This is a genomic window from Idiomarina seosinensis, from assembly GCF_003987275.1.
Classification (GTDB): Bacteria; Pseudomonadota; Gammaproteobacteria; order Enterobacterales; family Alteromonadaceae; genus Idiomarina; species Idiomarina seosinensis.
The window spans coordinates 322,744-345,983 of the sequence record NZ_PIQF01000003.1 but is presented as its reverse complement, the minus strand read 5'-3'; the positions used below and the strand labels follow the sequence as shown (position 1 = coordinate 345,983).

The window sequence follows — 23,240 nt, the reverse complement described above, 5'->3', positions numbered from 1 at the left end:
CGTGTTCCGCAGTTTTATTCAGAAGGAGGAAGTATGCAAGAACACAACATAGCACAGTTACCTGGAAAGGTGCTGCGACTTCAAGAGGTACTTGATTTATTGTCGATTTCCAAATCGTACCACTTTGCGAAGTTAGATAAAAACTCGAAACAGTACGATCCCACTTACCCAAAGCCGATTAGCCTAGGAGAGCGGTCGGTTCGTTACATTGAGCAAGAAGTTATTGACTGGATTAATGCGCGTAAGGAGGAGCGGAATGCATCATGATTTAATGATGACACCACCTACTTCGGGTAGAAGTTTAGAGGGAGGGGTCCCGAATTGCCCGATAATACACGCGGGGGTAGAGTCAATTGGAAATACTGTTCAAGCGCCGAATTTATTGACATTGAATGTCTTACTCGGCGCAATTTCAACTGTCGTCCAATGCCTGGCCGATGTTGAACCAGTATATGGTGGTCGAATACCGACATCGATGTATATATGCACTAAAGGCGAATCAGGACTCAGAAAGTCTGCTGTTGCGGCGCGAGTTAACAAGCCAATTTATAACTTTGAAAAAGAGCAAAGGAGAGAGTACGAGAAGAATAGAGAAATTTATGAGGTAAAACTAGAGGTCTTTAAGGAGCAACAAGAAGCCAAGAGAAATAAGCTAAAAGCAGCGCTGGTATCCGGTAATGCACAACGCATAGAAACGGCCCAAGATGAACTAAACAAATTCATAGCTGAGAAACCGCAGCCTCCGGCTAAGGAAACAATGCTTGTAGAGGATTCAACCGGAGAAGCAATCCAAGAGGAAATGTATGCTGGATATGGCTGCATAGCAGTGTTATCCAGTGAAGGAGGTATTGCACTTAACGGCCATACCCTTAGACATCTTCCGTTTTTTAACGCTCAATGGTCAGGCGAATCACTTTTAAAACATCGAAAAACATCTGGCAATCAGTCTATTGAAGATACGAGACTAACGCTATCACTTTTGGTTCAAGATGCTGCTATCAAAAAGTTCAACGATAAACATGGTGATGAAGCCGCAGGTATTGGCTTCTGGGCTAGATTTCTTTTCAGCTGCCCACTTAATAATCAAGGCTCTAGATTCATAGAGTCTAATAACTTAATAACACAAGACAAGGAAGGAGAACGCAATTTTACCGCAAGGCTCGAAGAGCTTCTTGATGAACTGAAGCAGGTGCGACAGAACTATGACTCAGGATCTCGTAAGCTAATTAAGTTTTCTGACGAGGCACGAAAGTACGCAATAGACTTATACAATGAAATCGAGAATTCGCAAAACCCAGGAGGACGATTAGAATATGCGACGGATCATGGCAGTAAATTATTTGAAAACATAACACGCTTGGCCGCTCTTTTGACTTATTTTGAGCTAGGCTCTGAGGCCCTCATAAGTGTGGGTATTCTTCAAGACGCAGAACGAATAGTCTTTCACTGCTCTGACGATTTTCTACAATATTTTCAGCAATACCCTGATTATATAAAAAATACCTTAAGCGTTCTCAGCTATTTTCAACAGGTTCGCGACAATGGCGAAAGGTATTATAGGGCTGCCGATCTTCGTAGAAGCAGACTAGCTATTTTACGCGATATAGACGTCAGAGACCAAGTTTTGGATTTACTTATTAATTGGGGGGAAATAACAGTCTTTACATTTAAAAATACTGGCCTAGTTGTTATCGACTTGAAGCCAAAGCTTGTTTATGACCCTTATATGTGGTCTGACTTCTGCAATAAAGAAAAGCTGTCTCAATTCTACCTGATGAATCCACCTTTGAGCCAAACGCCTCTGCAAGCTCAAACGTTTTCACGTTGGCGGTAGTCAAGGAAGCTTCTTTTAATTCATATCAATGGCCTAGCGGGCGGTCATGAATCAAAACAAGGCCGCCCCCAAAACGAACTAGGTCTATAAAACGGATATTCCTGATACACCGTATCAGAAGTATCAGGATTTTCGACCATTTCGATTTGAAATCGGCTCGATAACGGCACTCGCTACGAGGAATTGATCAGCCTCGTAGCATTGCCCAACCGGCAATTTTTTTGCCAATCAAATACTAACTTCCGAACAACGAGAGTTAGTCAAAATCGTCGAGCATGCTGTCACCTAGGATCAAAAAGTGACGTGTATGCCGACACTCGTTTTCTCGGTAATAGTAATACTTATAACTACCACTGTGTACATCATTCATTGGTACGTCAAGTAACCAATGCTTAGCCAGTGATAGGTAAGCCCAAAGCTTACCGTCTGACTCATGGTTAAAGATTACAAGTTCAGATCAGTTATGAGTATTTAATGATCATGGAGCTAATTATGAATTTACCAATACGTAATCCAATGAACCACAACCAAACACTCTACTACGACAGCTCATACAGAGGCCTTCCTCTTTGGCCTCAGCATGTACCGTATATTCAGGAGCCCTTAGATGGTCTGCATGACACAATGACCAGAGCGCTTGATGAACATCCACGTACGCTGGCTGTTCGCTTTGATTTGAGAGTGCCTGTAGCCGGTATTCCTTTACACCTTGAACCGCCAATGGAGCATTTCATCAGAGCTGTTAACCGGAAAGTTAAGGCGAAATATGACAGAGAAAGGTTACTCAAAGGCTATGCACATCCTTGCACTGTGAGATATGCCCGTAAGGCCGAGCAAAGCATACAGTCACCATACGAGCATTACCATATTGTTATTTTCGTTAATAACGATGTATTTAGGCAGGTAGGCAACTTGGGACCTGGTGATAACTCAGAGTTAGGGAAAATCATTAGAGATGCCTGGTATAGTACGGGTGGCGTTAACGCTGGCCCTACCGAGTATTTAATTCATGGCTCAACGCCGTCATACCGTCGCTTAAAAGGCCCGTTTAATTCATCCAGTCAGGAAATTCGAGAGGCTTTTAGGCATTACAGCTACCTATGCAAGGAGAGTACAACGCTTTATCAACGTGGCCGCCCTTCGTTTACTACAAGCCGTAAGTAAGACAAAAAAATAAAGCGCCAGCATAAGGCACCAAGCAACGTAGCAGAGGCCCAGGGAAAACCTCCTCTACGCGCTTAGCGGCATTACAATTACAACAGCCCCCTTTCAGCAAACGAAACCGTGTCTTGGCCTACTACGATGTGGTCAAGCACGGGGACGTCGATGTGATTGAGTGCATCCTTGATACGCGTCGTCACACGCTTGTCAGCTTCCGATGGCTCGGTCACACCCGACGGATGGTTGTGCGCCAGGATGATGGCAGCGGCGTTTTGCTGAAGCACTTCTTTCATCACCTCACGGGGATACACCGGTGCCGCGTTGATCGTGCCGAAGAACAGTTCTTTGTACTCAATCAGCCGGTGCTGTGAATCCATTAGCAAGATGGCGAACACCTCACGCTTTTGATGCGCCAGCTTGTACCTCAGGAAGTCTTTTGCCGCAGACGGACTGGTAAAACCCTCCCCCTTCAAAAACTTCGTCTCCAGTATCTCAGACGCTTTGTTGAGCACATCAACCTCAGTCATTGGCCCATTCGTTACATACTCGGCATTTTGCTCGTGCATTTTGTGTCTCCATGTTTTGTTTTCGATTCTTGAATGCACGTGCGTGATATAGGCCTGAAATTCGGTAGGTTCTTTATTCGCCTTAATTCATCTCAATTCCTACTAATCCTATGACACAGAATAAGGAGAAGCTCATGCGGTTTCTACGATTAAGCGAGGTTCAAGAACGCGTCGGGCTGGGGCGCACCTCAATTTATAAAATGATGGGGGAAGGCAAGTTCCCCAAACCTGTTAACACACTGGGAAGAAACGTCGCCTGGTTAGACTCGGAAGTTGATGAGTGGATGATGGATCGTATTGATGAAAAGCGCGGTTTGTCAGTCCCAAAAATCAAGTATTGAGTCTGCCAGGGCTATTTAAACGCCTTAACAAAGAGGAACTCACAATGAAGCTCTCGTTCCTCAACGCAAGCGATATCGTCAAAGCGCACTTAGCATTACACGGCAAGGTAGAGCCTGCGGTGAATACTTCAGCCTTGATAAAAATTACTATCGTTATCGGCAGAAAGTACGATGGCTTCGACGTCAGTCTCGAGACCATCTTTCAGATTGCAGCTGAATACGCTACTCAGCTGGCGCATAGCAACTGGCACCCGAATTCAGACAAAGCCGCCGAAACAGCATACCTAACCTGTGTGCTGCATTTGAATCGTTACGGCATCGATATGGACTGCTCTCACCGCGATTTGCTTCTTATGATTCGAGACAGCTGGACCCAACCAAACAAACTTGCGGTTCATACGCTCAAAAAATACTTAAACAGCATCGCTGCCAAGTACAATCAGCATTGTCGTACAAACCTAAATTTTGAAGTTGCCGACAGTTCGGTTAGGGAGCCAATGCACTGTCATGAGTTGGCGAATGCTGCGTCCCGGCTCGCTGAGAGTTTCAAGTTAGGAGATAGTAACGAACAGAACCTAAGCTTTTCGAAATAAAATCAAAAAAGTTTTAGGGATGAGCAACCCCTTTCGGGGGCAAAACATGTTGCGGAAGCAAGGCTAAACCGCAACGAAAAGCGGTAGCTGTGGTTCGCCTTGTTGTATGGTTTTTCATCGAAAACCATCATCGGGCTTAAAACCCAGTGTACGACCAAACTCTTGATAGCACCTATCGACGGCAGCTTCGATATCTGATATCAGTCGAAGTAGTTTTTTATCAGTGAACTTGGTATTCATGCTGCCAGTGTGCACAAACTCATTTCGAGCGCTTACTAACTCATCAATTTCAGCATATAGACTCTTTTTTCTCCGCTTATATGGCTTCTTAAGAACTGACGACAAGTCCAAATCTGAGGCGACCATACGAAAATTTTCAGATATCCTGCGTGGCCGCTGAAACGAAAAATGCTCTGCTACAGCCTGTTCGACGCTGACTGTGCTGGACGCAACCTCCTCAAGCTGAGCAACATTCAAATTTGCTTTTTTTAAGGCCTTCTCTCGGGAGTTTGAGCTTGACAACACTGAGATGAACGAATCTCGAAAGTAAGCTTCCCAAACAGCAAACATATAGGGAAGAACCAAGTTGTTGGAAAATAACCTAGGATTGGTTTCGTCGATAAAGCCAATTCCAGTTGGCTCTTCTTTAGCATGTGGCTGGGTCATTCCTCTTTGCTGCAGATAAATTCTTGGCTTTATCAAAGCATTATGAAGTCGCCAGCGAGCCAAGTAGCAACCAGCAGCTACTGCACTGGGTGGTTTACCTTCAGAGTGCCAATATCTATTTCGTCCAGCATCAGTCTCAAAATAGCCCCCAAAAAAGTCACGAAGCACTTTGAGAGTCTTATTCTGGTGTTGTAGGTCCCAGTAGCTTCTTCCCAGTCGGGATCTCGTATTTACGGTAATCTGGCCCTTGCTTTTTTCACTATAAACCTGAAGCTCAACGCCGACATAGCTTTGATATTCAGTTTCCGAGGTCCACATGTAATCTCCAACCAAGTTTTGAGTATTGAACTCCTTCCGGAGACGCACATACCCAAGCAACTCAATTGCCTCTTTGACAGCCTTTATTTTGGCATCACGACCAAGAACGCTATTTGATATGTAACTCATTACTGATAGATCCGCACAACACAGTACTCACGGCAACGTTAGGAGAACAGCGAGTAATTTTCCGAGTAGAGTAACTTCTTATACATCAGTCACTCCCAAGTTGACTTTGAATGATTCTGTTGCCTTGGAGAGCTCCCCTATCAAAGCTACGACAGCATCAATCTCTTCTGCAGTAGGCTCGTAGTCATGGGCGTCATTCATTATTGATGCCCACTTATATTCATTTGCAATATTTAAGGAAGCTCTTATATGAACAATAACTTCCGTTGGGGATACATAGCTGTACTCCTTTAGAAACTGATCGAGTTCTGAAACCACATTACTTAAAGAGTGTACAATTGGGCTTAGCCATTCGTGCACATCTGCCCCAGGAGAAGGTTCTTCATTCGGTGTAACTTTGTGCTCAATAAGAGCTAAACTTTTTAATGCTGCCATCTGAACCTCGTGAATTCTCAACTGTCTCTCAACTTGTGATTGACGTTCTTGAAGCCGAAATGCTTGCCAACGCTGAATCAAGGCTGCGCTGATTGCAGCAATTGCAGTTAGAAGTCCGACAGCGAAAGGGCTTTCCCAAAATGGCTTGCTTGCCCCAAGTGAAGCAATAGCTGCGATAAGCTCTTTTTGTAATTCGACACTAACTTCCATGGCTATTTCTCATATTGCGTAACGTTTGAGTATTGTGCTTGCGCACTGTGTAACTCGTTTAATCGATAGTTGCATTCTCCTACCAGACACACAACTTTCAGCTTTAATTTTCCACTATGTAGTTGACAGTAAACGACTTAAATAAACTACACAATAAAAAACGTAAAGTTGCAATATTGCAGAGATAAAAGTGCCGAGCCCGATGCGACGCATCCACTAATGCTGGTATCATGAGAGACAACGCTATCGTTAAGGCTCCCAAAAAAAATAAGCCCAGGATCGACACACCCTGAGCTAACTCACTACAAACCAACTTCGAGCATTAGTTGGCGCTTATAGTTACCTCCAAGCGGAAGCACTGTTTCATCAGCTAGTTCGACTTCCTGGTATCGACCCAGCTCGGAAAGAAGCTTTCGAAGATGCTCGCGTTTTACAATATGGCTTCGGTGGATTCGAATGAATCTATCATCCAGTATTTCTTCCATATCCGATAGCGTTGCTCGATGAAGCACCCGCTCGTTACCGAAGTGAATCTTCACGTAATTACCAAACGCTTCCACACGCTCGATGGAAGCAACGGCAACAAAACGAACCTCACCAGGACGCGTTTTAACGGCAATAATGTTTCGTCTCATGCTACCCATAACTAGTCCCTCTCCATAACCAGGTCGGCATCGATGCTATTACCACCAGCCAGTCGAATCGACGTTCGCCCTTTTATTGAGTAGTCATTGTAAATAGCAAACAGCAACGTTGTGCTGAGCCCTATCGCCACTATGGCGGTGATCAGTGAGCCGGTAGATAAGGTTCCGATAATACCTGAGCCCCATCCCAGCGGATTCCAGAAGTTGGTAGCAAAGACTCCAGCTGAACCGACAGCTAACGCAAAGGCACCAGATGATGCTGACTTCAATGTTTTCACGTCATCAGCCAACGACGCGCTTTTTACAGCTATTGTTTTGTCTTGTCTCTCAATAGCACGTTCGAGCTCTGACTTGGTGTATACGACCGTTACATTCGACATAAATATTCTCCTAATTGACAGTTAATTAACTGCAGCCGTAACTGCCATTAGGTGATATAGGTTTTAATCTCGCTTGGTTGTTACTCTAGGTATACGAAACAAAAAATAGGGGCACTCAGCCCCTATAGCTCTAACTCAGCAAAGTCACGGTCAACATCTTCCTGAGTAATGCCAATATAACGCAGCGTCACAGCCTCAGAGCTATGACGTAGCATCTTCATTACCCTGGCGATGTCATTGGTGTTCTTGTAAAGATGATAACCTCGTGTTTTCCGCATTGAGTGAGTTCCCAGTTTAATACCAACTTCCTCCCCTATCGCGGCGAACGCCCGCGAAACGTAACGGCGGCTAATCGGGGCCTCGTCCAAACCTTTGGACCATTGGTTGCGATAGGACTGAAACAGGTAAATATGGTCTGGGTGTTCCTCTTTAATGCGAGCAATAATCGACCGCGCTTTGTCGTTCAATTTAATGGTTGCTTGTTTCGAGGTTTTCCCTTCAACCAGGGTGAGACGCTCGTCTTGAATATTTTCAAACTTGATGGATAGTAAATCTGAGATCCGTAATGCCAAGTTCAAGCCCACATCCCAAACATCAGCAATTTGCTGACCATAAGTTCGTTTGAGAAGGTAGCTAATCAGCTTCACGGTATCCAGATCTTTAACCGCTTGTACTTCGGCCATAGTCTAGTTCCTTTTTTGCTGTAAAACGTGATTTTGAGTACTTAAGAGGGTATAAAGGGGGAAGTAGCCCGTTTTTAGTGGGTTTGCTTGTTCCCATTTCAATATTTTGGGAACACACTAGTATGCTGTGCTAGTAATCAATTACTATTATCTATGTTTCAAAATTTGAAGGTTTAACTTAGACCTTATCGACTAAAGCCAGAACAGCTAGATAGCTTTTGCTTGTGAAGGGTTTTATTCAATAACTACAGTGGTAATAAGGAGGCTCGTTATGACAACTGAGGAAATACAAAAAGCAATAGAGTGTTGGGCGTCACGACCTACTTGGTTTAGTTCTCACCCCATTGATAAAAAAAACCTGAGTCAAGCGGTATCGAACTTGAAAAAAGTACCTACTAAATTTAGCGTAGAAGAGCTTTCAGATGTCATTTACGGTAGAGTCAAATCGCTGCCAACAATGTTGGGCACTCCAAAAGATTTAGAGCTAAGTGCTCGCGAGTTTGCTTCAAAAATCTACTCTAAAATTTAATTCGATATTTTCGGCGAACTTAATAGTCCGCTTTTTAAGTGAGGCATTTATGAATAAATTATGGTTTTCATCAGCCCCTATAATCCTCTTTTTATCAAGCTGCGCGTTCACTCCTGCAACTCCCACAATAGAAACTACCTATGACCCCTACCTTGAGACAGAGATGATCACTGCGGGTCCATTTGATATCAGTTACGCACTGTCTTGGGACGTTAATAAAGGAACGTCTGACGGCGATTCTGTATATCTAATCTATTTCACGCGAAATGGCGCATTAGACAGCCAAAGTACTGACTGGCTGTATCTCGAAAATCACGAGCTCTACTTTCTTATCGATAACCAAAGTTATCATGTCGGCTCTGGCTCTCATGATGGAAACGTGATGACAACGTCTTCCGGTAGCCCATATGCTTTAGAAACGCTAAGCTACCAAGTAAAACCCGAGTTTATTAGAAAACTCTCCCAGGGAAAATCGATTTCAGGCCGAGTTGGCTCCACAGAGTTTACAATGAGTAGTGAGCAACTAAGTATCCTAGAAAAATTCGTATCGCGTCATTTGTAGTTATTTACACAGGGAGAAACGTGACTTGAGTAAGCAAGCGTATGGATACGCTCTGAAATGCTCCAGCTTTACTTAATGAATCGGGGAAAATTATAGGCAAGATTTCTACCAATAACCGGGGCCCTTTTTACTTGTCAAAAAATAATAAAAGATATGGATGCTAAAAACTAGCTATCAGGCAGGATAATAATAATAGATTGTAATACGAGCTTGGAAAGGAAAATTAGATGAGCATCGAAGATGACAAAATAGCATTGAGGGACCAGGCTATAGCTCAAGACAAAATAGTTGTCCCCGACAGTTATCAAGGCGTAACCAAACAGAGGGTGAGAGACGTTCTATCTAAAGTCGATCAGTCCAGTGATAACAAAGTAGACGTTATTTTCGCTTTACTGTGTGATGAGCCTAGTTGGTATAAAAAGGCAGCCAAGAAGGGACTAGAATTTTGTGATGGAGCATCTGTTGCTCACATAGGCACTCATGTCGGAATTTTACAGAGAGAAAGGAATATAAAACTTGATCGTGAGGGTCGAGATTATTGGTTGAAGCCATTCTGGGAGATAGGTGCCGTCGAGAAAGTTTATTTAAACTCAAAGGCTGAATTCAACCCTGGCCATCCGGTTGCAAAGTCGGCAAACTCGGCATACAGAATCGCACCAGAGTTTTTAAAAATTCTCAAGGCCCCGGAAAACGAATGGCAAGACTTAGCCGAAAAATGGATGCAGGAAGATGTAAAGCGCGAGCGTTTAGCTGTTCAAGCGGAACAGGCTCGATATACAGCTGAATCAGTTGAGACACCGCACAGTCGTTTAATTCGTGTAAGCCATAAAGTTTATGCACCAAGGTTTTTGAAGGGCTATGATGTCATCTATGTTGACGATGGGGATGGTGACAGAATTACTGAAAAAGAACGACAAGCCCTCTCAGAGGCTGGACTTGAGATAACGATCAATGACTCCATGCCTGACGTATTACTAATTAACAAAGAAACTGAACACCTTTGGGTCATTGAAGCTGTTACCAGTGATGGTGAGGTTGATATTCATAAAAAGGAGAGCTTAGAGGCGTTTGCGAAACGCAACGGCAAATCGGGAGTTGGTTTTACAACAACTTATTTAACCTGGAAAGCAGCCGCTGCTCGTCAGTCATCACAAAAAAACTTGGCTGATGGAACCTATCTTTGGATACATGAAGATACCTCTCGCAACTTTTTCATCAAGCAGTGAAGCTGACAAAAAATAGAAGAGTTGGCCTCACGGGGCCAACTCTTCCTTTATAACGGATTACAACTTCTTCACAAGCTCATCGAAGAGTTCTTGGTCAAAATCATAGATCTGTTTACCCATAGCAACTAATTGCTCTCTGCTTGGATAACGAAGCATCCTCAAGTCAGCCGCATTTACTTGAGTGTGTCCATTAAACTGCCTGAAATACTGGTCCACTATATTGCTATTCAGATAAGCCCATAAGCCTTTTGCAAAGTCATTGTCTAAGGGGTGGCCGTTTGCGTGAAAATAATTAGTTTTGTTCTCAAAGCCAACTAAATCTACTTCCGCTATATCCGCTGTATATAAGCCAGCAACAATACGACGAGCTTCTTCTTTCGATGTTAAACGCTTCGTTAATACGTAGGTGCCGTTTGGAACCAACTGCCTCTGTGTATCGGAATTAAGCTCGAGGGCATTTGGCTTTTTCTTGCTCTCTACTGGATATTCGATAAGGCCATTTTTAAAATGCATTGGATAAATTAATGGCACAGTACCAGAGCTAGGATAATGTCGTAGGTTCGGTTTAGTCCGAAAATCAACCACCTTCCCTGTACTAGCAGTAACACCAAGTTCATCTAATGAGCAAGGCATTCCCCCAACACGAGTAGCTATTTTAGCCTGCTCGTCATTGGTCACTATATGTATAAAGCGATCTGGATTAGTCGGGTTCACAACCTCACTGAAATCAGCTTCTCGAACGACCGGATCCGAGTCTTCTGCGCAGGTGCTTGAAGTGATCTCAACATCCCCTTGCTCTTCACCTTTCACGATATGAAAGATAACGTTTTCTTGTAATACTTTATCGCCTTTGAAGGCTTTTGTGCGGCTTTCAAAGATATGAATCTTGCTCAAGTTATTACCATCAAGCAACACCCGACGAAAATCTTTGAAATATGGGCCATTACAACAACTGCGCGGAATTATAGCGACCAACTCGCCACCGTCCTCCAAAAGCATTAAAGCAAGTGCTACAAAGCATGAATACAAGTTTCCGGTTTCAACACCGACACTTCGTAAACTTGCACGAGCTCGGCTAGACGCCGCAATTTTTAGGTAAGGAGGGTTTAGAATAGCTTTATTGAAAGCAGGGGTTGTCTTACCGCTAGTTCGAGCATTTATTATTTCTACGGCATGCTCGATAAAGTCTATTTGGTTTATATGTGACTTCCAAGCTACGCCGGATTCCTGGCTAGCTTCCTCACATAGGCCAAACGAATCCTCCAAGCGCTCCACTAAAACGTTCTCCAGCTCCCATGCGTTGCCGCTAATTGAAGTTGGAGCGAACTCGGTCAACGCTCTCGCCACCAATGATGCAGTTAATGAACCAACACCAGCACCGGCGTCAAGGACCCGAACCTCACCATCTAGATTTCTAAACATCCCAGACAAGATTTGAGCAACAGAAGCAGGAGTCATAAACTGACCTTTCTGCCCGCGTGTACTTTGGTCAAGCAACTGGTTAGCATCAGTCCTATACTGATCAACCGTGTCAACTAGACTTTCTAGGGCATTAGGCTGTAGCAACATGGCTGTATTATCTATCATATACACCTCTACTGTTCATTCATACAGTATACTCCTCCAAGAAAAAATCCCAAGGCAAATCCTTAAAATTTTTGGTTTTATCCTGATTTCTATTACAAAGAAGAATACTTCGATTGGATATCAACACAGTGATATATCTTTTAAATCATGATGACTAGAGGTACTCACTAGCTTTATATAACATCTACTAATTATCATTATCAGTTTCCTTCACCACCACTCTTTTGTGGCGGCTGGTAGCTTCAGCTTGCCTAGCAGCTTCCTTTACTCTACAAAAATCTGCGTATTACCACGCTGGCGCTCAAAGTAGCATTCCATATGAAACCATCAGACTAGCTCCGAGGTGGTCCAAGTTTTTAGGCTCATCTTAACTTAGATAAATTTTACTCCGTTGGTAACAAAGGTAGCTAGTCAGCTTCACGGTATCCGGCTGTTTAAGCGCTTGTACTTCGGCCATTTCCGAATTCCTTTTTTTGCTGTAAAACGTGATTTTGAGTACTTAAGGGGGTATAAAGGGGGAAATAGCCCGTTTTTAGTGAGTTTGCTTGTTCCCGTTATTGCAATTTGGGAACATTAGCAATTGAGGCTCACTCGGCATAATATATATTTAAGAATATTACACATCAGTATTACCTGAACGACACAACTCTAAGCACTGAGTCGCCAAAAACTTCTTACCTTCCTCATCGATATAGCAATAAAAAAGCACGCCCAAGTCGGGGCGTGCTTTGCAATTAGCTAAGGCCTCCACTTAGGCTTTTGCAGTTCCATTGAAGCGCTGCACTAAGTAGTAAAGCGCTGGCAGCACCACCAAAGTCAATAATGTCGACGAGACAATGCCGCCGATTACCACAGTAGCCAGTGGTCGCTGTACCTCAGCGCCGACACCGGTATTAAATGCCATAGGGACAAAGCCCAGGCTAGCTACGAGAGCAGTCATCAGTACAGGTCTTAACCGCTGTTGCGCGCCTTCAAACACCGCATCTTTCAATGGCAGTCCGTCGCGCAGCAGTTGCCGTATGAATGTCAGCATGACCACGCCGTTCAAAACCGCCACGCCCGACAGTGCAATGAAGCCGACTGCAGCGGAAATTGATAGCGGCATATCACGCAGCGCTAATGCGAATATCCCGCCGGTCAGCCCTAAGGGAACGCCTGTGAATATGACGAGTGCACTGCTCAGCGAATTAAACGCACTGTATAGCAGGCCAATAATTAATAGCAGCGCTAATGGCACAACCAAACTCAACCGTTGGGAAGCTGATTGCAGCTGTTCAAAGGTACCGTCGTAGTTAACCCAATAACCTGCTGGCAAATCAACCTCAGTCGTTAGCGCATCCTGAACATCTGCCACAAAAGAGCCCAAATCACGATCTTCAACATTCGCACTCACAATAACATTGCGTTTGCTGCTTTCTCGGTTAATTTGGTTCGGTCCACTTTCCAAACTCAATTCGGCGACCTCTCCCAACGGCACATAGCGCAGCTCAGGGTTGCCGGCAGGCAGATCAATAGGCAGTGATTTAAGCTGTTCAATGCTCTTACGCCATTCTTTGTCGAGACGTACCATTAGCTTGAAGCGTTTATCCCCCTCGTAAATAATCCCTGACTGAACTCCACCAACCGCAGCTTGAACTGCTCGCTGTACATCAGCGACTGTTAGGCCTAATAACGCTAAATGATCACGCTTAGGTATCACTGAGAGTGTCGATAAACCCGTCATTTGTTCAACCCGAACATCAGCAGCGCCATTAACGGTGCGAATGACTGCGGCGGCTGAGTCGCCTAACCGTTTAAGCGTTTGCAAGTCATCGCCATAAATACGAACCCCCAAGTCAGCTCGAACGCCTGCAATAAGTTCGTTAAACCGCATTTCAATCGGTTGAGTGAACTCGTACTTATTACCGGGAAGCTCTTGCACAGCAGTTCGTATTTCAGCAACCAGTTGCTCTTTGGTTTTTTCTGGGTTTAGCCAGTCCTCACGCTCCTTTAAAATAATAATGGTATCAGCGACGCTCGGTGGCATAGGGTCGGTCGCAACATCCGGGGTACCAATTTTTGAGAATACCAGTTTAACTTCGTCAAAGCGTGACACCACAGACTCGACATCTTTTTGCATTGCTATAGATTGCTGCAAGCCAGTCCCCGGAATGCGCAAGGCTTGCATGGCAATATCGCCTTCATCAAGCTGTGGCAAAAACTCAGTTCCCATGCGACTCGCCTGAAACATTGATACCGCAAACAGCCCAAAGCCAAGCAAAATAATGACAACTGGAAGCTTCAGTGTTTGCCGTAAAACCGGCTGATACACTTTGCGGGCGGCTCGCATTATTCGGTTTTCACCGTGCTTAATATTGCCACGGACAAATATTGCAATAGCAGCGGGTACAAAGGTAACGCTGAAAATCAGAGCCCCTAAAAGCGCGGCTACGACAGTAAACGCCATGGGATGAAACATTTTGCCTTCAACACCACTTAACGCAAATATGGGCAAGTACACCAGCATAATGATAAGCACACCAAATACCGCAGGGTTAAATACCTCACGAGTACTATGGGTTACTTCAATTAAGCGCTCTTTAGTGGTAAGTACCCGGCCTAAGCGTTGCTGTGCAATTCCAAGCCGTCGCAAAGCGTTTTCAACCACAATGACCGCACCATCGACGATAATACCAAAATCAATTGCGCCCAGGCTCATTAAATTACCAGACACCTTGTTGGCGACCATGCCGCTTACCGCAAACAGCATACTCAAGGGAATAACGCACGCCGTAATCAGTGCTGCACGGACATTTCCAAGCAGAATGAAAAGCACCACAATAACCAGCACCGCACCTTCAAACAGGTTTTTCTCGACCGTTGCAATAGTTTTATCAACGAGAGAAGTACGGTTATACACCGTTTCAATCACCACCCCGTCTGGCAAGCTTCGTTGCACCTCCTCAATTTTATTGGCGACATTCTGTGCAACGATGCGACTGTTTTCGCCAATAAGCATCATGGCCGTGCCCAATACCACCTCGCTCTCGCCCGAGGTTGAAGCGCCAGTGCGTAATTGTTCTCCCAGTTTGACCTCAGCCACGTCACTCACGCGCACCGGTGCATCATCACGTTTTGTCACGACCACATCACGAATATCGTCAAGTGTCTTAAGCTGTCCAGGCGAACGCACCAACCATTGCTCACCATTTTTCTCGATATAACCGGCACCAGCGTTTCTATTGTTAAGATCCAATGCTGCCAAAAGGTCCTGCATGGTCACTTTATAGGCCAGCATACGACCGGGGATGGGAGCCACCTGGTATTGCTTTTCATAACCCCCCACACTATTAATCTCGGTAACACCGGGCACCTTGACCAGTTGCGGCTTAATGATCCAATCCTGGATGGTACGCAACTGCTCGGGCGTATACGCCTCGCCATCGGCATTGGTAGCCCCCTCTTTCGCGCGTACTACATAATTAACAATTTCACCAAGGCCGGAGGCTATTGGCCCCATCGTCGGCTCGATACCGTCGGGTACTTCTCCCCTTACCTTTTGCAATCGCTCACTGATTTGCTGTCTAGCCCAGTAAATATCGGTGCCCTCTTCAAACACCACGGTAACTTGCGACAACCCATAGCGTGAGATCGAGCGGGTGTAGTCCAGCTTTGGTAAACCTGCCATCGCGGTTTCCACCGGATAAGAAATACGTTGTTCGGTTTCTAATGGCGAATAGCCTGGCGCTTCTGAATTTATCTGTACCTGAACATTGGTAATATCCGGCACAGCATCGATGGGTAGCTTTAATGTGCTATAAACGCCCGCAGCTGCTACTAACAAGGTTGCGGCAAGCACCAGCCATCGACGATCAACCGCAAAGCGAATGAGTGCATCTATCATTGTTTACTCTCCCTAATGGCTTTGGCCTGCGCCTTGTTTTAGAATGTCAGCCTTTATCAAGTAGCTGTTTTCAACGACATAACTTTCGCCATTCTCAATACCCGATAACACCTCGGTGTATTCACCGTCAGTTCGGCCTAACTCAACTTCCCTGGCTTCGAAACGATTACCCTCTTTAATAAAAACAACGGGGTTATCTTCTAAACGTTGAACAGCATCATTGTTTATCGCCAAGCTCGCGTTAAAGCTGTCTGTAACGACATCCGCTTTTACGTGCATTCCCGGTCGCCAATGCCCCGACTGATTGGGCAACTCGATAAGTGCGCGTGCAATGTGTCCGCCAGTCATTTGTGGCGAGATATAAGACACAGTTCCTTCGACGGTTTTATGATGATGCAAGTCGTACACATAGGTCGTTTGCTCTTCTTCTAACGACTCAATGTTCTCCGGGAACGCTGAAAGCTCTACCCAGACCGATGATGGATCCAGGACTTCAAATAATGGCTTTTGCTCAACCACTTCACCAACATTGGTAAAACGTGCAGTTACCTCTCCGCTAATTGGGCTGATGACTTCAAATGCCGTGCCTGTCGTAACATTCTCAACAACAGCAAGAGTTTGCCCGGCTTTTATGTCATCGCCGATATTGGCCTTTAGTGACGTAACAATACCTTTGTACTTCGCTCCGATATGCACAATATTGTTATTATTGGGGGCTATTACACCGAAAATTGTTTGCTTTACTCGAATGCTTTGAGCGCTCGCTGTTGCCAACGTTAATTTCGCGTTTTCTATTGCTGCATCACTTAAATTGGTATGGGGTGCTTCATGCTCTTCGTGTTTTTTCTCATAAGCCAATACGGGCAGTGAAAAACTGGCAATGCAGATAATTGTAATCAATGTGTTGAGTTTCATTGTTGTACTCCTAAAAACGGCTGTCCGGTCATGCGCTCTAATTCGATGATGTCGCTGTAAATCGCATGTTGACGGGAGATTTTTTCATACTCGAGTTTTGCTAACTCTGTTTGCGCGTCTAACACTTGCAACAAAGAGTGCGTTCCGCGTGCGTAACCCTGTTGAGTTTGTGCGAGTAACTGTTCAGATAGCGGCATCAGTCGCTGGTTTATCTTTTGCAGATAACTTTGGTGAGTTTGCAAACTGTGCACTAGCGATAAAGCCAGTGATTTTAGTTGCTGCCGAACCTGTTTTTGCTGCGCCAGGATAGACTGATGCAGTAATCGGCTTTGTTTTATGCGACCGACGTTAGGGTCAGTGAACTGCAATGGCATCGATGCCTGGACGATTAAACCTACATCATCGAACTCATTATTGTAGCGAGCCCCGACACCAACGGTAATATCCGACTTTGAGTCCGCTGCTAACGCTCTGGCTTGCGCTTGTAGAAGTTGCTCAGAGTCCAGTAAACGCAAATACTCCGGCGCCCGATTAACAGCCGATAACACGTTGGCTTTTTCCGGGAGGCTTAGCGGAAAAGTAAAGTCTCCAGAGACGCGCGTAAAATTGAGCTCGCCTGCCCACATTGAAGCCAGTTCAGCTTGTTGCTTTTTCAGTTTACCGTTCAACTCGTCAGAGAAAGCGTATTGGCGCTCTAACTGTAATTTAATGCGAATAACCTCGGATTTAGGCACCGCGCCAGCTTCTACACGCTCCTGTGCCACTTTTATCAGTCGCTCAGTTCGCTGAATTTGACGCTCGCTGGTATGCGCGACTTGCTGAAGTTTTAAAATGTCATAGAAACGCTGTGTGGTTTCTGCCAAAACCTCAATTTGACGATACTCAAACTCTGCTCGCTGAGCTTTCTCTTTTTCGGTTGCAGCTTTAACTCGTAACTGCCGTTTGTCCCCTAACTCTATGAGCTGAGAAAAGGATACGGTCAATTGTGAGTTACTGATACCTTCTAGCCGTCCTGAGCCGGCAAAGTTTTCTATTTCCGCAGATACCCTTGGGTTCGCTGAAAACTCAGCCTGCTCTATCAGTGCTCCTGCAGCTCGTATTTTATAATCATACTCCAGTAACTCAGGGTTATTCTTGATCGTTTTTTGTAACGCTTCTTTCAGCTTTAAATCTGTCGTCGCAGCCGTCGCCACAGGCACTAGCGCACCTAAGCAAAAGGCTGCCACGAAGTATAAATACTTCATGTTGCTTCTCCATTAACTTATAGGTTTTAAAAAGTCTAAGTTAACGGTTACGCGTTTGGTGGAGGTACAGGGGGTTGGTGAGTCAGGCTTTGGTCAAAACCTACCGAGTTTGAGTTGGGTGCCAAAATAACAGGCACGGCTGAAATTAAGAGGTTATAACCAGTAATGCAACTAATATGAGGTTGTGTTTGTTGTTTACTATCATATATTGATTTATTTAAGTCTTGATTTTCACGCTCAATTTCTAAGACTAAGTCATACGCAACTCCTGCACTCTTTATTGAAGACTGACTGAAAGTACCAGCCACAGGAGCACAGGCAAAAGAGCTATGAATGAGCACAGTCAGTATTAAAAACCAAGATATTTTCATTCAATTACCCTACTCAATATAAATTCCTAATCCATCCAAAATAAGCTCGGCCATATTAATTATTATACTTACTATTTACTTAGAACCCGGTAGATTCGGTATCATTGAGACCTGCAAGTTGCTTAACAGTAATAGGATAACTCCTAGGGTAATTGCAATATCGGCAATATTAAAAACTGGCAATTGCCACGTTTGCCAACCTAGATGAAAGGAGTCGACAACATAGCCACGAAACAGTCGGTCAATGAGGTTCCCAACCGCCCCCCCAAGAATCAGCCCGTAGCTAATGCCATCCCGTTTACTTACTTTATTAAAGATCAACCTCGTTAAAGCCACAGACATTAGCAGAGCAACCCCAATAAAAAAATAGCGCTGCCAACCTCCACCATTTGAAAGCAGGCCAAATGCCGCACCAGTGTTCCAAGTGTGTACCCAATTGAAAAAAGGGGTCAATGAAATCGAATCACCGTAAGCTATTGATTGCTGCGTCTGCCACTTGATCACTTGGTCAAAGACTACAGTTAAACCAGAAATTAACAGAGAAATATAGGGCGAAAATCCTTTATCAACGCAGGACATTCAGTTCCCCTTCAGTGCAAAAATGCGTCTTGACCCGTTAAGCACGATTAAACCTGCTATGCTACCTATAATAAGATCTGGGTAATTCGACCCGGTCAACGCAACGAGGATGCCAGCGATGATTACGCCAAGGTTAATCACTACATCATTAGCTGAAAAAATCCAACTTGCTTTCATATGCGCACCACCTCCTCTATGTTTGGAGATAAGTAGAAGACAGATGGTATTGCCAATCAACGCGACAAATGCAATCCCCATCATCGCAAGTGACTCAGGTTCACTCCCGAATACGAAGCGTCTCACAACTTCTGCAAGTACACCCAGAGCCAAAACCAGTTGTAGTACGCCAGCTAGGTGCGCAGCACGTATTTGCATATTAACACTACGCGCTACGGCATAAAGAGAAAGCCCGTAAACTGCCGCATCGGCAAAATTATCTAAAGATTCCCCAATCAAACCAGCAGACTGCCAAAGCAGTCCGGCAGTCATTTCCACCAAGAACAGAAGAGTATTGATGGTGAGCAACCAACACAAGGTGCGGGACTCCTGCTTATCCGAACTTGCCGAAAACTCCTCAGCTTTGATTGCCTCGGAGTCCGCAGCAGTGTCTCTTTCAAGCGAGGCACCCAAACCTAGAGTCTCTAATTTAGAAGTAATAAAGGCTGTCTCACCATCATGTAATACCTTCAGCCGACGGTTTGACAAGTCGAAGGATAATGAATGAATTTCCTCAAACCCATTCAGTGCCAAGCGAATCATTCGTTCTTCTGATGGGCAATCCATTTTTGCTACAGAGTAAACGATGAGCCGTTTACCTGACTCTTCGTAGGCATTTTTTGAGTCGCCATTTGTTCAAACCGTATCAAAGGAACTAGCCATCGTATTACTTACCTTAAATATATAGTTTCACAATTAAAAACTATAAAGTTACTATAAGGTCAAGAAATTACTTAACTAGATAGGAAATTTTCTTATGCGTATTGGTCAACTAGCAGACTTATTAGGAATTCAAACCCAGACAATAAGGTTCTATGAAAAAAAGGGTTTGTTACCTTTACCAGCTCGTAGTTATAACGGATATCGAGTATACACTGAAAAACATTACAAAAGACTTAAGTTTGTATGTAGCTGCAGAGCTATAGGCCTTTCATTATCTGAAACCCGCAGATTACAAGATTATCAAGACAATCCACATCAACCTTGCTCAGCCGTTAATACCCTGATTGATGAACACATAATGCACATACGCTCTCAAATTACTTCTTTGCAAGATCTTGAGAAGCAACTCACTTCAATTAGAACAAGTTGTACTGGCCAAAGCAAAGTTATTGCGTGTACAATTCTTAATAAAATTGATGAAATAGAATCTGTTAGTTGTAACCGAGACGTCTAAATTTCCGGAGGTTACACAACGTACTTACACAATTTTTTAAGGTTGTCCAGCGGAGCTTCGTTAGGCTACTGAGTGTCTAGTGAACTAGTGGCGATTCAGAATGCACTAGTTGAGAACTATTTTTAATTAATGTACCGTTAAGCTGCTTATTTAGAACTGTAAGATAATGATGCTTAGACTCGGATTTTTAATACTGGTGCTTGTTGCTGTTCTGACTCAAATCAGTCAGGCGGTTGCTGATGTGCACCAATCTCACCAGTCCTCTTCTGAGCAACACCTCAATTTTGAGCATGACGAATCCCACATCGATAAGCGCAATCTCCCTAAAAGTGGAGAAATCAGCTTTGACTGCCATCACTGCTGTCACTGCCATGGCTCATTTCATTTATATGCCATGAAGACTGAAAAAACTCTCGCGTTACCACGAATGGGAACAATGCGCCCTGGGTACACCCAGTTCTACACTAATCCACTGTCATCACCACTGTTCCGGCCTCCCATCTCCTCATAACTGCCTAATAAGCTGCTATAGCAGCGCAAAAAAATCATTATTTTACGCAGTAATATGACTGAGGAGTCTATCTATGGGTCCGTTTTCGACACATAGCAAACGCTTGTTTATTGCCGTAAGTCTGGCAATAAGTTCAAGCTACGCCAATGCACAACAGTTGCCCGAGCAATGGCAACAAACTGTGCAGCAACACCCCAGTGTTGAAGCCGCTCAACAGCAGGCTGAAGCGCTGATCCAACAGGGCAAGCAATTAAATCAGCCTTTGTACAACCCTAGCCTATCCTCACGCTTAGAGCGCGAAGGTGATATCAATAATTACGGCGTTGGTCTAAGCCAAACGCTGGACTGGAGCACTCGCAATGAAGCACGAGCCAGTCAGAGTGACGCCATGACGGCTATGGCAGTGAGTATTTATCGCCAGTCGGCGACATCGCATACTAAAACTCTGCTGAATGCCTATGTGCAATGGCTTGATGCAAAACAGCGTTACGCACTGGCCAAGCAGCAAGAGAACATCGTTAAACAGGCGATAAGCCTGGTTGCCGAACGACGTAAAGCCGGTGACTTAGGTGCCGTCGACGAACAACTGACGGTACTCGCGCTAAGTCGGCAACTGCAACAAACGGCAGCGGCTTATCAACAACTGCAATCCGCTGAAGCAGAGTTAAACGCTCTGCTAACAACATCTGATGTCGGTCAACTCTCCATTAACGAGGAGCTATTTAACGTTGAACCTGCGTTAACGGCTCGTTGGCAACAACATCCAGCGTTAAAAGCCGCTTACCTGCAATGGCAATTAAAGCGCGCCAATGTCGACTGGAAACGCTCGTTAACCACCGCCAACCCAACCATAGGCGTCGAAGCGGGCGAGAGCGATAACGAAACAGTAGTTGGCTTATCATTCAGCATTCCACTACAGATTCGCAATAACTACAGCGATGCAGTACGCGCAGCCAATAGCGAAGCTGTTGCTGAAGAAAAACGTTTGATTGCACTAAAGCAACAATGGCAAGCAGCACTGAAATCATCTCTTAACAATTATCGTTTTGTGAAAAAACAGTGGCAAAGCTGGCAAAAAGACTTTCAATCTCGGCAGGATGAGTCGATGCAGGTGATTGAACAGTCCTGGCTCGCCGGTGACCTATCCACCACAGACTACCTCACCGCTGTGCAACAGCAGCTCGATAGCCAATTTGCAGGGATAGCGCTGCAAACACAATATCGGTTGGCCGCCATTGAATGGTTGTACCGTTCGGGCGAACTCAGTAAAGCACTGACGTTATCGCCGTTAAGCCAGCCAACAAACGCAGAGATTGGAGAGTAAACGATGTCAGTAAAACCTTTATACGCAGCAATAGCACTTGCGCTGAGCTTTTCGGTTATGGCGCAGGATGAACACGGACACGACGAAAAAGAAGATACCCACAAGGAAGAAGGCAAACACGAGCAAGGTGAACATAAGGAAAGTGCAGGCGTGGAGCTATCCAGCAAGCAGCTGTCCATGGCAGATATCACCACGCGAACCTTGCAAACTCAAGTCATTGAATACCCGGTTTATGCCCCGGGCGAGGTGGTTGCTAACGACTTTAACAGCTACATCGTGAGTCCGCGCATCGATTCGACCGTACTCAAACGTTTTGTCAGTATTGGCGATCACGTCGAAAAAGGTGAACCACTAGCCACACTCTTCAGCGCAACTATGGCAGAGGCGCAAAGTCAGTATTTAGTCACACTTAACGAATGGCAACGCGTGCAGTCACTCGGTGAGTCAACGGTGGGTGAAAAACGCTTTGTCGAAGCGAAAAATGCCTTTACCTCAGCGCACGCGCAACTCAAAGCATTTGGTATGTCGGTCAGTGATATTAAGCGTTTAAGTAAAGCTAATTACCCTATCGGCGAATACCAACTGACCTCAGAAATTGGCGGAATTGTGGTTAGCGATAACTTCAAGCAGGGCCAGCAAGTCAATGCCGGTAACCACTTGGTTGAAGTTCTGCAAGAAGAAACCTTGTGGGTTAATGCTCGGCTACCAGGCTCAGCTGACCTTAATGTGCAGTTTGGTGATCCTGTTGCAGTGAGTGTCGACAATCACCGCTTTGCGGCAAAAGTCATTCAGGAAGGCCACACAATAGACCATAAAACTCGCACCCGAACGGTACGACTTGCGGTAAATAACGAAAAGGACCAATTACATCCCGGTTTATTTGCGGATGTTTATTTCTCAGTCAAGTCGGATGGACCGGTGCTTGCAGTTAAGGACTCTGCCTTGATGCGGGCACCTGATGGTGACTGGCAGATATTCATTGAGCACGAACCCGGAAAATTTGAACCGAAGAAAGTCGAATTGGTTGATCAAAAGGGTCCGTGGAAAGTTATTCGAGGCGTTAAGGAAGGCACAGAATACGTAGACAACGGCGCGTTTTTCGTTCGCTCACAAATCGCTAAAGGCGGTTTTGACCCACATAACCACTAACAGGAGG

Annotated in this window: 25 protein-coding genes; 11 read left to right on the top strand and 14 right to left on the bottom strand. The window is 44.9% G+C overall.

The window, feature by feature from the left end:
* Window positions 1-33 precede the first annotated feature (33 nt).
* From CWI81_RS10715 to CWI81_RS10705, 3 genes are all read left to right on the top strand, one after another.
* Complete coding sequence (locus CWI81_RS10715; RefSeq protein ID WP_126785292.1) at window positions 34-267, top strand: helix-turn-helix transcriptional regulator; 234 nt, start codon at window positions 34-36, stop codon at window positions 265-267.
* Window positions 257-1,834, top strand: coding sequence for a YfjI family protein (locus CWI81_RS10710; protein WP_157983306.1), 1,578 nt, complete (start codon window positions 257-259; stop codon window positions 1,832-1,834). Before CWI81_RS10715 ends, CWI81_RS10710 begins: the two co-directional genes overlap by 11 nt.
* Before the next feature lie 492 nt (window positions 1,835-2,326).
* Window positions 2,327-2,998, top strand: coding sequence for a YagK/YfjJ domain-containing protein (locus CWI81_RS10705; protein WP_157983305.1), 672 nt, complete (start codon window positions 2,327-2,329; stop codon window positions 2,996-2,998).
* Between the two features lie 89 nt (window positions 2,999-3,087).
* On the opposite strand, the gene radC is transcribed toward CWI81_RS10705, so the two are convergent.
* On the bottom strand, window positions 3,088-3,561 hold the full coding sequence (gene radC, locus CWI81_RS10700; RefSeq protein ID WP_053953340.1) for a RadC family protein: 474 nt from the start codon (window positions 3,559-3,561) through the stop codon (window positions 3,088-3,090).
* A 134-nt stretch (window positions 3,562-3,695) separates the two neighbouring features.
* Here radC and CWI81_RS10695 point away from each other — a divergent pair, with 134 nt between their 5' ends.
* Together CWI81_RS10695 and CWI81_RS10690 are read left to right on the top strand one after the other, a co-directional pair.
* A complete protein-coding gene (locus CWI81_RS10695) occupies window positions 3,696-3,902 on the top strand; it encodes an AlpA family transcriptional regulator (RefSeq protein WP_126785289.1) in 207 nt (68 codons plus the stop codon).
* Between the two features lie 44 nt (window positions 3,903-3,946).
* A complete protein-coding gene (locus tag CWI81_RS10690) occupies window positions 3,947-4,495 on the top strand; it encodes a hypothetical protein (RefSeq protein WP_126785288.1) in 549 nt (182 codons plus the stop codon).
* 114 nt (window positions 4,496-4,609) lie between these two features.
* On the opposite strand, the gene CWI81_RS10685 is transcribed toward CWI81_RS10690, so the two are convergent.
* The 5 genes from CWI81_RS10685 to CWI81_RS10665 form a co-directional block, all read right to left on the bottom strand.
* On the bottom strand, window positions 4,610-5,608 hold the full coding sequence (locus tag CWI81_RS10685) for a HEPN domain-containing protein (RefSeq protein WP_126785287.1): 999 nt from the start codon (window positions 5,606-5,608) through the stop codon (window positions 4,610-4,612).
* A 78-nt stretch (window positions 5,609-5,686) separates the two neighbouring features.
* On the bottom strand, window positions 5,687-6,253 hold the full coding sequence (locus CWI81_RS10680; RefSeq protein WP_126785286.1) for a hypothetical protein: 567 nt from the start codon (window positions 6,251-6,253) through the stop codon (window positions 5,687-5,689).
* Window positions 6,254-6,555: 302 nt separating this feature from the next.
* Window positions 6,556-6,897: a LytR/AlgR family response regulator transcription factor gene (locus CWI81_RS10675; RefSeq protein WP_126785285.1), complete on the bottom strand. Its 342-nt coding sequence runs from the start codon at window positions 6,895-6,897 to the stop codon at window positions 6,556-6,558.
* A 2-nt stretch (window positions 6,898-6,899) separates the two neighbouring features.
* Complete coding sequence (locus CWI81_RS10670; protein WP_034821469.1) at window positions 6,900-7,277, bottom strand: hypothetical protein; 378 nt, start codon at window positions 7,275-7,277, stop codon at window positions 6,900-6,902.
* 122 nt (window positions 7,278-7,399) lie between these two features.
* The gene (locus tag CWI81_RS10665) at window positions 7,400-7,960 is read right to left on the bottom strand and encodes a tyrosine-type recombinase/integrase (protein WP_126785284.1); all 561 of its coding nucleotides are present in this window, start codon (window positions 7,958-7,960) and stop codon (window positions 7,400-7,402) included.
* A 271-nt stretch (window positions 7,961-8,231) separates the two neighbouring features.
* Here CWI81_RS10665 and CWI81_RS10660 point away from each other — a divergent pair, with 271 nt between their 5' ends.
* From CWI81_RS10660 to CWI81_RS10650, 3 genes are all read left to right on the top strand, one after another.
* Window positions 8,232-8,489 (top strand): hypothetical protein, encoded by a 258-nt coding sequence (locus CWI81_RS10660; RefSeq protein ID WP_126785283.1) that lies wholly within the window; start codon window positions 8,232-8,234, stop codon window positions 8,487-8,489.
* 163 nt (window positions 8,490-8,652) lie between these two features.
* Window positions 8,653-9,051 (top strand): hypothetical protein, encoded by a 399-nt coding sequence (locus CWI81_RS10655; RefSeq protein WP_126785282.1) that lies wholly within the window; start codon window positions 8,653-8,655, stop codon window positions 9,049-9,051.
* Window positions 9,052-9,278: 227 nt separating this feature from the next.
* Window positions 9,279-10,277: a BsuBI/PstI family type II restriction endonuclease gene (locus CWI81_RS10650; RefSeq protein WP_126785281.1), complete on the top strand. Its 999-nt coding sequence runs from the start codon at window positions 9,279-9,281 to the stop codon at window positions 10,275-10,277.
* Window positions 10,278-10,334: 57 nt separating this feature from the next.
* On the opposite strand, the gene CWI81_RS10645 is transcribed toward CWI81_RS10650, so the two are convergent.
* From CWI81_RS10645 to CWI81_RS10615, 7 genes are all read right to left on the bottom strand, one after another.
* Entirely contained in the window at window positions 10,335-11,864 is a 1,530-nt protein-coding gene (locus CWI81_RS10645; protein ID WP_126785280.1) for an Eco57I restriction-modification methylase domain-containing protein, read from the bottom strand.
* 751 nt (window positions 11,865-12,615) lie between these two features.
* The gene (locus CWI81_RS10640) at window positions 12,616-15,747 is read right to left on the bottom strand and encodes an efflux RND transporter permease subunit (protein WP_126785279.1); all 3,132 of its coding nucleotides are present in this window, start codon (window positions 15,745-15,747) and stop codon (window positions 12,616-12,618) included.
* Window positions 15,748-15,759: 12 nt separating this feature from the next.
* Window positions 15,760-16,662 carry an efflux RND transporter periplasmic adaptor subunit gene (locus CWI81_RS10635; protein ID WP_011234870.1) on the bottom strand — a complete coding sequence of 301 codons (903 nt, stop codon included), beginning with the start codon at window positions 16,660-16,662 and terminating at the stop codon, window positions 15,760-15,762.
* Complete coding sequence (locus tag CWI81_RS10630) at window positions 16,659-17,906, bottom strand: TolC family protein (protein ID WP_011234871.1); 1,248 nt, start codon at window positions 17,904-17,906, stop codon at window positions 16,659-16,661. The genes CWI81_RS10635 and CWI81_RS10630 overlap by 4 nt, the downstream gene beginning before the upstream one ends.
* A 47-nt stretch (window positions 17,907-17,953) precedes the next feature.
* The gene (locus CWI81_RS10625; RefSeq protein WP_006955685.1) at window positions 17,954-18,277 is read right to left on the bottom strand and encodes a hypothetical protein; all 324 of its coding nucleotides are present in this window, start codon (window positions 18,275-18,277) and stop codon (window positions 17,954-17,956) included.
* Window positions 18,278-18,352: 75 nt separating this feature from the next.
* Complete coding sequence (lspA, locus tag CWI81_RS10620; protein WP_126785278.1) at window positions 18,353-18,856, bottom strand: signal peptidase II; 504 nt, start codon at window positions 18,854-18,856, stop codon at window positions 18,353-18,355.
* Window positions 18,857-19,660: a cation efflux transmembrane domain-containing protein gene (locus CWI81_RS10615; protein WP_083405129.1), complete on the bottom strand. Its 804-nt coding sequence runs from the start codon at window positions 19,658-19,660 to the stop codon at window positions 18,857-18,859.
* A 169-nt stretch (window positions 19,661-19,829) separates the two neighbouring features.
* Here CWI81_RS10615 and cadR point away from each other — a divergent pair, with 169 nt between their 5' ends.
* Window positions 19,830-20,249: a Cd(II)/Pb(II)-responsive transcriptional regulator gene (gene cadR, locus CWI81_RS10610; RefSeq protein WP_074668950.1), complete on the top strand. Its 420-nt coding sequence runs from the start codon at window positions 19,830-19,832 to the stop codon at window positions 20,247-20,249.
* 187 nt (window positions 20,250-20,436) lie between these two features.
* On the opposite strand, the gene CWI81_RS10605 is transcribed toward cadR, so the two are convergent.
* Window positions 20,437-20,622, bottom strand: coding sequence for a hypothetical protein (locus CWI81_RS10605; protein WP_126785277.1), 186 nt, complete (start codon window positions 20,620-20,622; stop codon window positions 20,437-20,439).
* Window positions 20,623-20,833: 211 nt separating this feature from the next.
* On the opposite strand from CWI81_RS10605, the gene CWI81_RS10600 reads away from it, so the two are divergent.
* Window positions 20,834-22,084: a TolC family protein gene (locus CWI81_RS10600; protein WP_126785276.1), complete on the top strand. Its 1,251-nt coding sequence runs from the start codon at window positions 20,834-20,836 to the stop codon at window positions 22,082-22,084.
* A 3-nt stretch (window positions 22,085-22,087) separates the two neighbouring features.
* Complete coding sequence (locus CWI81_RS10595) at window positions 22,088-23,233, top strand: efflux RND transporter periplasmic adaptor subunit (protein WP_126785275.1); 1,146 nt, start codon at window positions 22,088-22,090, stop codon at window positions 23,231-23,233.
* Window positions 23,234-23,240 lie beyond the last annotated feature (7 nt).